Below are 14,467 nucleotides of genomic sequence, written 5' to 3'. Positions count from 1 at the left end.
TAGCCTGCCTGCTTTGGTGGAGGTGTTTCTTTGTTTCCGGTTTACAGAAGAATCTGCGAAAAGGCCGCAAAAACAGCAATCCCAGGCAACAACCCATTGCTGGCTCTATGTTTCACGGCACTATGATGGAGAAGGAAGGTAACAGCATGTCTTTCCCCCCTAACACAAACAATCCGGCAAGCCAGCCATGGCCGGCGGGAACCGCTTTGCCTTCTGCCCCCTCAGAAGCCGAGGCCCTGCGCCAGGAACTGGAGAAGACCAGGCAAGAACTGGAAGCGGCCAAGGCCGATATCAGGCGCATCGCCTCAGAGAAGATCAACACCAACCTGCTGCTGGAGGTAAGCGAGTACAAGCGGGTCATGGAGTTGGAGCGGCTGGGCAAGCAGGTGCTGGAGATGAACACCATGCCCGGCAGCACCCTTGAGGCAACCGTGAGTTACTACCTCAAAGGCATAGAAAACATGCACAAAGGCATGTATTGCTCCTGCATGCGGTTGGAAGGAAATCAGCTCTATACCCTGGCGGCCCCCAGCCTGCCCAGGAGTTTCAGTGAGGGCCTGAACGGCCTGTTCATTGGCGAGCGGGTTGGCTCCTGCGGTACCGCCGCCTACCTGGGGCAAAAGGTGATTGTGACCAACATTGTGACAGACCCGCTGTGGAAAGACCATTATTCTAACATCCTGAACTATGGCATGCAGGCCTGCTGGTCTTTCCCCCTGGTGGGAACCAACCAGAAAGTGCTGGGCACCGTGGCCGTGTACTACCAGGAAGAGAAAGCCCCCACCCCAGAGGAGGAAGAAACCCTGGAGAGCATCAGGCGCTTGCTCCAGCTGATCCTGGAAAACAAACTGGCCGAGCAGGAACTACGCCTCAGCAATGAACGCTACTATTACGCCACCCTGGCCACCAATGACGCCATCTGGGAGGTAGACATTGCCGCCCGGAAACTGTATTGGGGCATTGGGTTTGAAAAGCTGTTTGGGTTCAAGATTGATGAATTTGGGCCCGAACTGTCAGAATGGGCCAAATACGTGCACCCAGAGGACGTGGACCGGGTGCAGACTTCCCTGGAGGAGATGATGACCAAGGCGCCCACCGATTTCTGGCGCGAAGAATACCGCTTCAGAAAGGCCAACGGCGAGTACGCCCACGTGGCAGACCAGGGCTCCCTGATCAGGGATGAGCAGGGCCGGCCCGTAAAGATGGTAGGCGCCGTGCAGGACATTACCGCCCAGAAGCAGGTAACAGAGAAGCTGCACAAGCTGTCAGTGGTGGCCCGCGAAACCATTAACGGGGTGGTGATCATGAACCCCGACCTGACCATCCAGTGGGTGAACGCGGCCTTTACGCGCATGACCGGCTATACCCTGGAGGAGGTGCGCGGCAAACTGCCCAGTTCCTTCATGAGCGGCCCCGCCACCAACCCCGAGACCCTCCAGTTCATCAGGGGCAAGCTTAAGGCCATGGAGCCCTTGGAAACAGAGCTCATCCAATACACCAAGGCCGGCGAGAAGTTCTGGCTCAAACTGCAGATACAGCCGCTGCTGGACAAAGAGGGCCGGGGAGAGAGCGTCTTCGCCATGCTCACAGACATTACCCGGCAGAAGGAAGAAGAGCAGCGGCAGCAAGTGCTGGTGTCTGTGATCACCAACACCCTAGACGGGATTGTGATCAGTGAAACAACCCACGGGAATCCCCTGGAGTTTAAGACCATCTTCTTCAACACGGCTTTCTTTAAAATGACCGGTTACACCCAGGAGGAAGTGATGGGCAGGGACCTGCGCTTCCTGATTGGGCCCGGAACAGACCCGCAGGCAATAGAAAGGCTGCAGGACCGCATGGCCCAGCACCAGCCCCATGAGGTAGAGGTGAAAACCTTCCGCAAAGACGGCAGCTGGTTCTGGACGCAACTGCTGGTGATGCCTATCTTCAACCACAGAGAGGAACTCACGCACTGGGTTTCCATGATGCGCGACATCACAGCCCGCAAGCACTATGAGCAGGAGCGCGAGGTGCTTATCTCTGAGCTCACCCAGAACAACGCAGACCTCAAGCAGTTCACCTTCATTACCTCCCACAACCTGCGTTCGCCGCTGGCCAACCTTACCGGCATTGCCAACCTCATTGACCTGAACGCCCTGCCCGAAGGAAGAAACAAGCTCCTGATCCAGAAATTCATGGAGGCAACGGCGCAGATGAACACCGTGATCAATGACCTGCTGGAGATTCTGGTCATCAGAAACAACCCGCACAGCAACAAAGAGGAGGTAGACCTGCAGAAAGCCTTTGACCAGGTGGTCATGTCTGTGGGCGCGATGCTGGAGGAAACCGACGTGGAGCTGGAGGCAGACTTCTCAGAGGTGCCCCAGGTGTATTTCAACGCCAGTTACCTGCACAGCATTTTGCTGAACCTGCTCACCAACGCCATCAAATACCGCTCGCCCAACCGCAAACTGCGCATACAGGTGAAAACCCAGAAAAAAGACGGCAAAGAGGTGCTGTACTTCTCAGACAACGGCCTGGGCATTGACCTGAACCGCTACGGCGAGCGCATCTTTGGCCTGTACCAGCGGTTTCACCAGCACAAAGACAGCAAGGGCATGGGGCTGTACATTGCCCACTCGCAGGCCAAAGCCATGGGCGGTAACCTAAGCGTCACCAGCGAGGTAGACAAAGGCTCCACGTTCATCCTGGAATTCTAACCAAAGCAACCGGGTTTCCGTGAGGCGGAGAATGCGGTGGGGCCGATAAAGCTCCCAGCCTGTTTTGGCGCCGTTTTCCGGAAATCAGGCTTAAAAGAGCCTTGGCCTTGCCAACCCGGAATGTGTATCTTGCGCCATGCTTTCAACTGCCCTGAAGAAATACGCCATTATAGTAGCCGGTGGCTCCGGCAGCAGAATGCAGGCGGCCATGCCCAAGCAGTTTTTGCCCATTGCCGGCGAGCCGGTGCTGCTGCACACGCTGCGCCGTTTCCATGCCTTTGACCCAGACGTGCAATTGGTGGTGGTGCTGCCGGAAGGGGAGATCTCCACCTGGCAAAACCTTTGTGCGGCACACGGGTGCCTCATCCCGCACCGGGTGGTGCCAGGCGGAAGCACCCGTTTCCAGTCGGTGAAGAACGGGTTGGCGACTTTGGAGGCGGAGACCGACGGCGTAGTGGCCGTGCACGACGGCGTGCGCCCGTTTGTAGACCAAGCCATGCTGGAGACGGCGTACGGCACAGCGGCCGAAAAGGGCTCGGCGGTGGTGGCGGTGGCGCTGAAGGAGTCCATCAGAAGGGTGCGGGGCGGCAGTTCCAAAGCCGTGGACCGTAGCGCGTACCGCCTGGTGCAGACACCGCAGTGTTTCCGGTTGCCTTTGCTGCGGCGGGCCTACGCCCAGCCCGAAATCCCGCTGTTCACCGACGATGCCTCGGTGGTGGAGCGCTTCGGGCACAAGGTTCAACTGGTGGAGGGCAGTTTCCGCAACATCAAACTGACCACCCCCGAAGACTTAATCCTGGCCGAGGCGTTCCTGCAGCAGGAAAAAGCCGAAAGGCTTACCCAACATCCCTCATCCTGATCAGATAGAAATCTAGTGGTCTTCCGTTTTGGCGGCGTTTTCAGAAAAACAGCCCAGAAACCAGAATGAGCCATCCCATTTAAAACCATTGAACATGAACTGTTATAAGCCTTTGGCCGCTTTGTCTGCAAAAATCCTGGTTGTGCTGGGTTTGCTGTGCCTGGGGGCGTTGGGGCAGGTCCGGGCTCAGGAGAAGTATTCCCTGGGGTACAACAAGCTCTCCTCCATTGATTCTACTGACATGGTGGTGGCCTCGCAGGAGGCGTACAGCAAATGGACGGCGGGTTTCCCCGACATGGTGAGCCTGCTGTTTGTGAACACCAAAACAGGGCAGAGCAAACTGCTGGAGCTTCCCCCCGGGTATGTGATTAACAACACCAACTTCAACGTGCCGGCCCGCTACCAAGGCGAGCGGTTGGTGGTCTTGCGGGGCAAGAACAAAGACTGGAACAAGAAAGCTAAACTGGAGTGGGAAGACCCCAACGTTTTGTTTATTGTCACGGCCAGCGGGCAGCACCTGAAACAAGTGTCGCCGGGCGGCGAGTCGTTGGTAGAGTGGACGGTGAACAAGCAAACCGGCGCCATTCTCTTCATTACCCGGCCAGACTCTAACCAGGATAACAAGTTTGACTTCAAAGACGAATCAAAGGTGTACCTCTACCACCTTGCTTCTGGGGAGCTCACCTTTGTAAGCAAAACCACGGTAGGCGCTACGCCTTGAGCTTTGCCAGTCTGGCGGGTTTTTCTTCCAGCAGGCGCTGGTGCGCCAGTACCGTCTCTGGCGTGATTTTCTCCAGGGCCGGGCTGGGGTGCGAGATGTTGAGCAGGTAGCCTTGCAGCGGCAGCAGGTTGAGCAAATCATGGGTGATGCACAGCACGGTTTTCTGCTCTTCGCGCACCCAACTGGTCATCAGGTCAAAGACGCGCTTTTTGTGGTACACATCCAGTTGCTGGGTAGGCTCGTCCAGGAGCGCGATGGGCGCGTTCTGCAGCATGAGCTGCGCCAGCCACACCAGTTGCTGCTCGCCCCCAGACAGGTCGGTAAACGAGCGCTCCGCCAGGTGTCCCATGTGCAGGTGCTCTAGCGTATGCTCGGCGCGGGCGTAGTCTGCGGCGGTGTAGTGCTCCAGCAGACGCTTCTGCCGGAACAAGCCCATCACTACCAGTTCCCGCACGTTGATGGGGAACGCGACCGTGTTTTTCTGCGGAAGGTAAGAGAGAAAGCGCGACAATGGGCCGCTGCGGGTGGGAAGGGGATGTCCCTGCACCAAGATCTGCCCCTGGTAGGGCACCTGGCCGGTCAAGGTCTTGAGAAAGGTAGATTTGCCGCTGCCGTTGTGGCCAATGATGGCAATGAAGGTAGGCGCCGGCACTAAAAAAGAAAGGTTGCGGAGGAGTACGCGCTCGTCGTATCCCGCAACCAGTTCTTTTATTTCTAAGACGCTCAACCTGTTTTATTAAGAAGTAAGAATCTAAAAGCAAGAATTATGGGCAGATGCTGCCATTCTTAATTCCTAATTCTCCATTCTTAAGTGAGATTAATATTCGTCCTCGTTGAACATGAAGTCTTCTTTGGTAGGATAGTCTGGCCAAACTTCTTCAATGCTCTCGTACGGCTGACCATCGTCTTCCAACGCCTGTAAGTTCTCTACCACTTCCATGGGGGCGCCGGAACGGATAGAGTAATCAATTAATTCGTCTTTGGTAGCTGGCCAGGGCGCATCTTCCAAATAAGAGGCAAGTTCTAGTGTCCAATACATAGTAAGTTCGCTTTTAAAGTATGGCTATACAAATTGGTTGCAAATAGGTTGCAAAAATCAACGGGCTGCAAAAATAAAAATATGTTTGATAATTCAAAGTTTTATTCTTAACGCAACCCCTGCAATGTTAAAACACAACGGGCAAAATATTAAAAAGTTGGGACACTTGTCCCTTTTTATTCCTGATGCCGGGCCTTGGTTCGGCCGTCGCCGGTGTTGAACAAGTAATTGAGCCCTAGTTGGATGCCCGCTACCATGTTCTGGCGCAGCGTGTAGTAGTCTGGGTCTCTGGTGTAGTCTTCCAGGTGCTCTTCCTGGCGGATGTTCACAAAGTTGTAATTGTAGCGCAGGTTGGCCGTAAGGATGACATTAGAGCCCAGGCTGTACTCCAGGCCGGCCCCCAGCAGAATACCCGCGTCATACTCATTGAACATCCCTACCCGCGTGTCACGGGCGCGGTCGCTTTCCTCGGTACTGGCCATGAGGTGATAGCCCGGGCCAATGGTAAAGCTCCGGTCTTTGACCTGGTAAGTGGCGGCGCGCGAAAAGCGGTTTTCCTCCAGGCCTTTCCGCAGGATGCCCAACTGGGGACCCACCTGGAAGTTGAAGCGCAGCGTACCCGTGGTGGTGTACTTGAACAGCAACGGAATATTCCAATACTCCAGGTCAATGGTCTTCTCGCCGGCCTTGTTGCCGTCCTGGTCTACCAGGTCAAATTTCTCGCCTTGGTTAGAGTGGTAGAGTTCTACCTGTACGTTGTGGTTCTCGTTGAACTTGTAGCCCAGTACCGCCCCAAACGGCGCCCATTTGGTGGTGAACCGGTGTTTGTAGTTCACGTCCTCGTACTGTTCATCATTGATGATCCAGGTGTTCTGGAATTGGGTGGTAACGCCCAGGTAAGGCCCCTTGATGTTCTGGGCCTGCGTGAGGAAAGGAAAAGATAGGAATAAGAGTAAAAAGTATTTTCTCATAGCGTAAGGCGTTAGAAATAGGATATAATCTCTAACGCCTTACGAATAGATTAGGCGGTTTTGTTGCTTGTCACGCCAGACTTTTTGCGGAGCAGTTCTATCAGCTCGTTTTTAGTGCGGATTTTGCGGTTGAAGTTCTTGATCTTGCCTTCCAGCATAGACCGGAACGCCTCGTTCCCCGGATTTGGATTGAGCCTGCCCAGGTTGGTTTCCAGCACCTCCAGCTCCTGCTTGTCATACTTGATAAAGTCACGCAGGGCGTTGATGCGGGCGTGCAGCTGGTCGGCCTCGGTGTTCTTGCCTTCGGGCAGGGGGCGCTTGCGCATGTAGTGCTCCAGGCTGCTCAGTTCAAAGATCTTGTCGCAGGCCACCAGGAAACTTTCCCACACGGCGTCAGACTCTTCCTGCTTTACCGGTCCCACTTTCTTCCAGGCGGCCTGCAACTCCTTGGCTTTGGGCACGGCCTGTTGAACAGGTTCCTCCAGTAAGGCCTCGGCCTGGGCTACCAGGGAACGTTTCTTTTCCAGGTTTTCCTCCAGGTATTTGTCCTTAGACTCGTTCTTCTGGCTGTTGATGTGTTTTTTAAGGCGCTCAAAGAAGTGGTTGTTGGCCGCCCTGAAGCTGTTCCACAGGTCGTTGGACATCTTGCGGGGCAGGGTGCCGCCAATCTCTTTCCACTGGTTCTGCAGGTCTTTGAGCTTCTTGCTGGTCTCTTCCCACTCATCAGAGTTCTTAAGAGCCTCTGACTGGGCAATGAGGGCCTTGTACTTGTCTACCGTGCGCGAAAGCATGTCTTTCTTGTCCTGGAAGAACTCTTTCTTGCGGGTAAAGAAGCCTTCCAGCGCCGCCTTGAACCGTTCCTCCAGCTCATCGGTGATGGCCTTGTCTACCGGTCCGGTCTTGATCCAGGTCTGGCGCAGTTCCTTCAGCTTCTCGGTGGTTTCCTGCCAGTCAATGCTGGTCTGCAGGGCCTCGGCTTGTTGAATGAGCGTGATCTTGGTGGCCAGGTTCTTGTCGCGGTTCTTGGCAATGGCTTCCTTTATTTCGGCCTCGGCGGCCGAAAGGCGTTGGTGCAAAGATTCAAAGTCGCCAATGGCGTCATACTTCTCAATCTGCTCTTTAAGGTGCAGTACCTTCATCAGGAAAGAACCTTTGTTCTCAGAGGTGGCAATCTTCTCCAGAAGGGCGTCTACCTTCTGTTTGAAGTTCTCAAACCTGTGAGCAAAGTACTGCAGTGATTCCTCGGGGACCTCTTTCACCTCGCCTACCTGGCGGGCCGGGAAATGCATAAATGGCTTCAACCACACCTGGTTACCCTCAATGTAGCCGTATTTATGGGCCTCCTCAGACAAATCTTTGGTTTCCATCTACTGGATAATTAACTGAAAAAATCAAAGTATATTTTGGTACAAGTTTATGAATTAACGCCAATTTTCATAACCCACCCCCACCAAAATTTCCGATATTTGCTGCCGTAAGCAGGAAAAAGACGAAACCTGACGTTTGTTTGCATACTGATTTTCGTGCACAAGGTTATCTGTTTTGTTCTGGAGCCGTTTTCTGGAAAACCGCCCCAAAGCGCTCCCTGCCCCTCAACTGACCTGAACCTATACATTCATGAGCAACGAAACCATCATCTTCTCCATGGCGGGGGTGAGTAAAATTTACCCGCCGCAGAAACAAGTTCTCAAGAACATTTACCTCTCTTTCTTTTACGGCGCCAAGATTGGGGTGCTGGGGCTTAACGGCTCCGGTAAGTCGTCTTTGCTGAAGGTGATTGCCGGCGTAGACAAGCAATACCAGGGCGAGGTGGCCTTCTCGCCGGGCTACAGCGTGGGCTACCTGGAGCAGGAACCGCAGTTGGACCCCGCCAAGACCGTGATGGAGATTGTGCAGGAAGGCGTGGCCGAGACCGTGGCCCTGTTAAAGGAGTACGACGAGATCAACGAGGCCTTCGCCGATGAAAACGCTGATTTTGACAAACTCATGGCCCGCCAGGGCGAAGTGCAGGAGCGCCTGGACCACCTGGGGGCCTGGGACCTGGACAGCAAACTGGAGCGCGCTATGGACGCCCTGCGCACCCCGCCGGGCGAAGCCGTGATTGGCAACCTGTCCGGGGGGGAGAAACGCCGCGTGGCCCTCTGCCGCCTGCTGTTGCAGGAGCCCGACGTGTTGTTGCTGGATGAGCCTACCAACCACCTGGACGCCGAGTCTGTGCTGTGGCTGGAGCAACACCTGCAGCAGTACAAAGGCACCGTGATTGCCGTTACCCACGACCGTTACTTCCTGGACAACGTGGCCGGCTGGATCTTGGAACTGGACCGCGGCGAAGGCATTCCGTGGAAAGGCAATTACTCCAGCTGGCTGGAGCAGAAAGCCGAGCGCCTGGCCAAAGAAGAGAAAACCGAAAGCAAGCGCCAGAAAACCCTGCAACGCGAACTGGAGTGGGCCCGCATGAGCCCGAAAGCCCGCCAGGCCAAATCCAAAGCGCGTCTGGGCAACTACGAGAAAATGGCCTCTGAGGAAGCCAAAGAGAAAGAGCAGAAACTGGAGCTCTTCATCCCAGACGGTCCGCGCCTGGGGAACGTGGTGATTGAGGCCGAGGGACTGAGCAAAGCCTTCGGTGATAAACTCCTGTTTGAAGATTTGACCTTCAGCCTGCCACCAGCGGGTATCGTGGGGATCATCGGCCCGAACGGCGCGGGTAAATCAACCTTGTTCCGCCTCATCACCGGCCGTGAGCAAGCCGATGCCGGAACCATCACTGTGGGCCCCACCGTGGAAACCGCCTACGTTGACCAGCAGCACGAAAGCCTGGACCCCAACAAAACCGTGTTCGAGACCATCTCCGGCGGCACCGAGACCATGCTGTTGGCCGGCCGCCAGGTGAACGCCCGCGCGTACGTGAGCAAGTTCAACTTCACCGGCGGTGACCAGGAGAAGAAAGTGGGCGTACTGTCGGGTGGGGAGCGCAACCGCGTGCACCTGGCCATGACCCTGAAGCAAGGCGCCAACCTGCTGCTGCTAGATGAGCCTACCAACGACCTGGACGTGAACGCCATCCGCGCTCTGGAAGACGCGCTGGAAAACTTCGCCGGTTGCGCCGTAGTCATCAGCCACGACCGCTGGTTCCTGGATAGAATTGCTACCCACATCCTGGCCTTTGAGGGTGACTCCCAAGTGGTTTGGTTTGAAGGAAACTTCTCAGACTACGAAGAAGCCAAGAAGAAACGCCTGGGTGACATAGAGCCGAAGCGTATCCGTTACAAAAAGCTGATGGACTAGTCTGTTTAGCGCCTGATTTTATGAAAAGAGCCCGGAAACGTGAGTTTCCGGGCTCTTTTGGTTTTGGGTGAATTTAGGGTTGCTGCTTGAGCGGTGGCTGGGCTTGTTGGTGATAACACCAACAAGGGGGAGGAGGAAAACACAGGCGAGTATTATACTCCTTGAACAGTTGATGAGCTTGTTGTTGATAACACCAACAAGGGCAAAAGCAGTTGATAATCCTTTTGCTGGTTCTAGTGAGTATCATTTAGTGAGTATCATTTTAAGTGCTGGTTCCCTTATTGTAAGGCAGAGGATACGGCCTTTGAATTTAGAAATGATTTGCCGTTATCTCACCGTTGATGGTGTTATCACCAACAACCATAACTGCGGCTCCTTACTCAAGATAATGCGTTAGAAACCCGAAGTCATCCTTGTTCACCCGATAAAACCTGGCTGAGGAGTAATAATAGTCTTCCGGCGTCTCTGCTAATTTCCACTTCTCCTGTACTGGGTTTTGGTGAATGTACTCCAATTTCTGTTCTGTCATGGCAACAGAGTAACAGTACACAGACAAAGGATTTCGCTCCCAGATCTGGTACTGCCTATCCTTGGCATTTACCCGGAACCGCTCCAGGACAGCCGGGTGGTTCTGTGCCAGATTAAACTTTAACTGCTGGCCAGTAAACTTCAGGAAATCGCGCTGTACGTTTTCTCGTAGGTGCGGCTCTTCCATCTTCCAGAGCAGGTGCAGGTGGTTGGGCATGATCACGAAGCCATAGACTTTCACCCGCTTTTGCGTCACCAGAAACTGGAGGCTGTCTAAGATGATGTTCTTGTATTTCTCTGGTTTCAGCAGGTGTTTCCACTCCAGGATAGTAGCCGTAAAGAAGGAGATATGCCGTTGATCCTCCATTGTAAGGTAGATACTGAGCCGCAGTTGAAAATTGTTGGTGATAACACCAACAATGGCCCAGAAACACTAATAACGGAGCCGGAACCCAAACCGTGTGGGGCTCAGTACATGGGCAGCTTAGTAATTTAGAAGCGATGGCCTTACCAATGCTGAGGCGCAACAGCGTGTTACTTGACCAAGAGGATTTTTCTGGTCTCCACGTGGTTGCCGGCCTGCAGGCGGCAAACGTATACGCCCCTTGCCTTCCCTTGCGCGTGCCAGGTGAAAGTGTGTTTACCGGGCCGCAGATTGCCTGCAGCAACCCTCTGCATGGGCCTTCCCCACACATCCAGAATGTCTATTGAAATGTTTTCTGAATGCTGCAGCTGTACGGTGATGGAGGTTTCCGAAGAAAAAGGGTTGGGTACGTTCTCCAACAGGAAGTTTTTACGGGACGCTACTGCCTCGCCCGAGGCTGAGAGCAGGTTGGAGCAACCCGGCAAAGTATGTGAAAGCTCCACATTGGTAATGAAGGGACTCTTGTTCAATAAGTCTTTTTCAGCCGCAGAGAAATACGTGTTGGGGTAAGAGTAAAGGCCGGTCCACATGATGGAGCCTTGGTCACAAGAGGCCTGGCCGGCATCACAGCCCGGCGGGTGGGGCAAGCCCAAAGCGTGACCCAACTCGTGGCCCAAGCCTCCAACAAATCTGCAGGGTTTAAAGGTGAAATTCTCACCCGGACAACTCGGGAGCTATTCGCCTCCGGTCAAGCCCCGCAGATCATTGGCGCTGATCACCAGCACGCCCGAGGTGCCGCAACCGCCGCATTGCCCGCACGCCGGATCAGCGTCTATGTAGTACGCATAGATGTGGTCAGGGTCATTGAACTTGCCATTTGTCAGAGGAAACCCATCGGCCAGCACATTGTTCCAGAACTGGACAAACAGATCGCCGTTGGGGTTTTGCGAGTACCACAACGCATTGTGCGGGGTTTTGTACACTTCTACGGGTGTGTCATGCAACTGAAAAGTCTTTCCGTTGCCCAGTTGGTTTCGGTACCAGATCTGCAGGTGCTTAACCGCCTCCGTCAGGCTTTTGGTGTAATTCGGGTTTTCCTGCTTGTCCGCCGGAACCAGGTAGATAATCCTGACGGTCTTTTCCGTGGCCCTCCGCCCCGCCTGCGCGATCACCTCCGTCAGGTTGCCCCCCTGCAAGCTACCATCAGCACCCATGCAACCGTGGGGTTTAGGAAAGCCGGAGGGATGGCTTGTTGCTCCCTGGCCGAAACAGGTTGTGGAAATAAGAAAAGCAATGAACAGGAGGGAGGCTGAGCGTTTCATGCTGCTATAGGGATAAACGTGGGCTCTGGTCTAGCGCATACAAATCATTTCTGCGGGTGGTGGGGCAAAGGGGAGGAGCCGGTGCTTCTGGCTGTAGATAAATGTAGACAGGCTGCGGTTGAAAGTAAATACTTATAAATGAGTAAAGTACAAGGAGACGGTGGCGGTTCAGGCAAGCCACCCGTTTTGCGCTTATTTTTTAAAAACGGCCCATAAACCCATCCGCGCCGCCTGAGCAGGAAAGTGTACCCGCTTGGCAAGCCCGAAGAAAATAGGCCGCCTGCCGCGGGAGTATGCAGATAATTCTATATCTTAAGTAGAGCAAAGGCTGCCGCTAGTGGCCATTAGCTGCCAACAAAGCCGCGGCTCCTTGCATCAGCAGCAACGCACTCCCTCATTAACCCAGATAACCCATGAACAAACTTCTACCAGGCACTTGCCTGCTGGTCTTCACCCTTCTGTTTTCCTGCTCCAACCAGAAAAACACCGCAGAAACAGCCGCAACTCCCACCAGTGACTACTTTGCCCAGACTGAGCAAGGCATTCAGGACGGCGGTGTGAAGATGATTCCCATCCAGACGGCGAAAGGCACTTTCAACGTCTGGACCAAGCGCATCGGCAACAACCCCAAGATCAAGCTGCTGTTGTTGAACGGCGGTCCGGGCGCCACGCACGAGTACTTTGAGTGCCTGGAAAACTTCCTGCCCGCCGAAGGCATTGAGTTCATCTACTATGACCAACTGGGCTGCGGAAACTCAGACAACCCGCAGGACACCACCATGTGGGACCTGGCCCGGTATGTGGAGGAAGTGGAGCAGGTGCGCAAGGGCCTAAACCTGGGCACCGATAATTTCTACCTGCTGGGCCATTCCTGGGGCGGAATCCTAGCCATGGAGTACGCGCTCAAGTACCAGCAAAACCTGAAGGGGCTCATTATCTCCAACATGATGGCCAGCGCCATTGACTACGGAAAGTACGCCGAGGAGGTGTTGGCCAAGCAGATGGACCCGCAGGTGCTCGCGCAGGTGCGCGAGATTGAGGCCCGGAAAGATTACCAGAACCCCCGGTACATGGAGCTGCTCATGCCGCACTTCTACACCCGGCACGTGCTGCGCCTTCCCCTGCAAGAGTGGCCCGAGCCCGTGAACCGTTCCTTCGCCAAGATGAACCAGTCGTTCTACGTGACCATGCAGGGGCCCAGCGAGTTCGGGATCTCAGGCAAACTGGCCAGGTGGGACCGCAAGGCCGACCTCAAGAACATCTCCGTGCCTACCTTGTCCATTGGGGCGGAGCATGACACCATGGACCCCAAACACATGCAATGGATGGCCACCCAGGTGCAGAACGGCAGTTACCTGTACTGCCCCAACGGCAGCCACATGGCCTTCTATGACGACCAGCAAACCTACATGAAAGGCCTCATTGCTTTCCTGAAGGGCGTGGCCGACGGGGAGAAAAAAGTAAAGTTATAGCTGGGGCTAACGTCTGTTTAGTCCTTTCGTTTATAGAACCAACCCAACACATTTAATGGCCTTCCTTCAGCCCTCCGGCGGCAAGGAGGGCCATTGGCGTCTGGGACAACTATGTCTGGTTTGTTTAACCCTTACCGCTATGCCTGCTGTTATGAAGTCTTTCTCCGCGGCGCTGTGCCTCTTTCTTCTGCTATGTGCCCCTGCGCTCCGGGCCCAGAATCAGGAGCCGAAACTGGTGACCTGGCAAGACCTGGTGCAAACGCCCGCGCCCGCCGCTGGTATGCGCATCATGTATGGCCCAGACTCCCTGCAGTTTGGTGAGTTGCGGGTGCCACCGGGCAAGGGGCCTTTTCCGGTGGTGGTGGTCATCCACGGCGGGTGCTGGCTTTCGCAGTACAACCACGGGTACATGAACCACCTCAGCGCCGCGCTCACCCGGGCTGGCTACGCCACCTGGAACATTGAATTTCGGCGGGTGGGCAGTCCGGGCGGGGGCTGGCCGGGGACCTTCCAAGACGTGGGGAAGGCCGTGGACTTTGTGCGCGAGCTGGCCAAACAGTATCCCGTGAACGGGAAGAAAGTAGCCGTTCTGGGCCATTCGGCGGGTGGGCATCTGGCCCTGTGGGCCGCCGCGAGGCCCAAACTGCCCAGGACCAGCCCGCTGTACTCGCGGCATCCGCTGAAGATCACAGGAGCAGTGGCCCTGGCGGGCATCACCGATTTGGCCAGCTACAGCGCAGAGAAGGGCAGCTGCAACGCCGCCGTGGAGCAACTGATGGGGGGCCTGCCCCAGCAATTACCCGAGCGGTACGCCGAGGCATCGCCCATGCAGTTGCTGCCCCTGAAAGTGCCCCTGCTGTTGGTGCAGGGCGCCCGTGACCCTATTGTGCCCGTTGAGCAAGCCCAGAAATTTGTGGCCCTGGCCGAAGTAAAAGGCAGCAAGGCCCAGGTGGTGTTGTTGCCAGAGGCGGGCCATTTTGACCTGGTGGCTCCCAGTTCACCCGCCTGGTCGGCCGTTGAAAAAGCCGTACGCGAAGCGCTAGCCCTGCCCCAGGGGAGCGACTCCCGCCCCCAGGAAGCCGGCCGGTAGACCCCTTAACTCCTTGCTACAGATAGGCAAGCCCACAAACGGGAGCCAGGACACCGGTTTTCGTGTTTTTAAGCCTGTTTCAGAAAAAAGGGGCAAAACGGGAAGCTCGGCAGA

General features: G+C 55.3%; 13 protein-coding genes. 6 read left to right on the top strand and 7 right to left on the bottom strand.

Going from position 1 to position 14,467, the window contains the following annotated elements; all coding sequences use genetic code 11:
* The first annotated feature begins 107 nt into the window (after window positions 1-107).
* The 3 genes from JT718_RS03435 to JT718_RS03425 all read left to right on the top strand — a co-directional run bounded on the left by JT718_RS03435 (window position 108) and on the right by JT718_RS03425 (window position 4,282).
* A complete protein-coding gene (locus JT718_RS03435; protein ID WP_205500435.1) occupies window positions 108-2,702 on the top strand; it encodes a PAS domain S-box protein in 2,595 nt (864 codons plus the stop codon).
* A gap of 136 nt (window positions 2,703-2,838) precedes the next feature.
* Window positions 2,839-3,561, top strand: coding sequence for a 2-C-methyl-D-erythritol 4-phosphate cytidylyltransferase (locus JT718_RS03430; RefSeq protein WP_205500433.1), 723 nt, complete (start codon window positions 2,839-2,841; stop codon window positions 3,559-3,561).
* Between the two features lie 94 nt (window positions 3,562-3,655).
* Entirely contained in the window at window positions 3,656-4,282 is a 627-nt protein-coding gene (locus JT718_RS03425; RefSeq protein WP_205500431.1) for a hypothetical protein, read from the top strand.
* Here the strand turns inward: JT718_RS03425 and JT718_RS03420 are convergent.
* From JT718_RS03420 to JT718_RS03405, 4 genes are all read right to left on the bottom strand, one after another.
* The gene (locus JT718_RS03420; protein WP_205500429.1) at window positions 4,272-5,009 is read right to left on the bottom strand and encodes an ABC transporter ATP-binding protein; all 738 of its coding nucleotides are present in this window, start codon (window positions 5,007-5,009) and stop codon (window positions 4,272-4,274) included. The two genes, JT718_RS03425 and JT718_RS03420, sit on opposite strands and share 11 nt — an antisense overlap.
* 90 nt (window positions 5,010-5,099) lie before the next feature.
* Complete coding sequence (locus JT718_RS03415; protein ID WP_022821757.1) at window positions 5,100-5,321, bottom strand: DUF2795 domain-containing protein; 222 nt, start codon at window positions 5,319-5,321, stop codon at window positions 5,100-5,102.
* Window positions 5,322-5,497: 176 nt separating this feature from the next.
* Entirely contained in the window at window positions 5,498-6,292 is a 795-nt protein-coding gene (locus JT718_RS03410; RefSeq protein WP_205500426.1) for a porin family protein, read from the bottom strand.
* A 50-nt stretch (window positions 6,293-6,342) separates the two neighbouring features.
* The gene (locus tag JT718_RS03405; RefSeq protein ID WP_205500406.1) at window positions 6,343-7,659 is read right to left on the bottom strand and encodes a DUF349 domain-containing protein; all 1,317 of its coding nucleotides are present in this window, start codon (window positions 7,657-7,659) and stop codon (window positions 6,343-6,345) included.
* 250 nt (window positions 7,660-7,909) lie between these two features.
* On the opposite strand from JT718_RS03405, the gene ettA reads away from it, so the two are divergent.
* The gene (gene ettA, locus JT718_RS03400; protein ID WP_205500404.1) at window positions 7,910-9,577 is read left to right on the top strand and encodes an energy-dependent translational throttle protein EttA; all 1,668 of its coding nucleotides are present in this window, start codon (window positions 7,910-7,912) and stop codon (window positions 9,575-9,577) included.
* A gap of 376 nt (window positions 9,578-9,953) precedes the next feature.
* On the opposite strand, the gene JT718_RS03395 is transcribed toward ettA, so the two are convergent.
* From JT718_RS03395 to JT718_RS03385, 3 genes are all read right to left on the bottom strand, one after another.
* Window positions 9,954-10,472 (bottom strand): transposase, encoded by a 519-nt coding sequence (locus tag JT718_RS03395; protein WP_205500402.1) that lies wholly within the window; start codon window positions 10,470-10,472, stop codon window positions 9,954-9,956.
* 167 nt (window positions 10,473-10,639) lie between these two features.
* Window positions 10,640-11,134, bottom strand: coding sequence for a T9SS type A sorting domain-containing protein (locus JT718_RS03390; RefSeq protein ID WP_205500399.1), 495 nt, complete (start codon window positions 11,132-11,134; stop codon window positions 10,640-10,642).
* Between the two features lie 69 nt (window positions 11,135-11,203).
* The gene (locus JT718_RS03385; protein WP_205500397.1) at window positions 11,204-11,683 is read right to left on the bottom strand and encodes a hypothetical protein; all 480 of its coding nucleotides are present in this window, start codon (window positions 11,681-11,683) and stop codon (window positions 11,204-11,206) included.
* Window positions 11,684-12,204: 521 nt separating this feature from the next.
* Between JT718_RS03385 and JT718_RS03380 the strand changes: the two genes are divergently transcribed.
* Both JT718_RS03380 and JT718_RS03375 read left to right on the top strand, forming a co-directional pair.
* Window positions 12,205-13,263, top strand: coding sequence for a proline iminopeptidase-family hydrolase (locus JT718_RS03380; RefSeq protein WP_205500395.1), 1,059 nt, complete (start codon window positions 12,205-12,207; stop codon window positions 13,261-13,263).
* A gap of 151 nt (window positions 13,264-13,414) precedes the next feature.
* A complete protein-coding gene (locus JT718_RS03375) occupies window positions 13,415-14,353 on the top strand; it encodes an alpha/beta hydrolase family protein (protein WP_240336896.1) in 939 nt (312 codons plus the stop codon).
* Window positions 14,354-14,467: the final 114 nt, after the last annotated feature.

The organism is Rufibacter psychrotolerans (assembly GCF_016924645.1).
In the GTDB taxonomy this organism is placed as follows: Bacteria; Bacteroidota; Bacteroidia; order Cytophagales; family Hymenobacteraceae; genus Nibribacter; species Nibribacter psychrotolerans.
The sequence above is the reverse complement of the archived record's forward strand: the minus strand, read 5'-3'. Positions and strand labels throughout refer to the sequence as shown.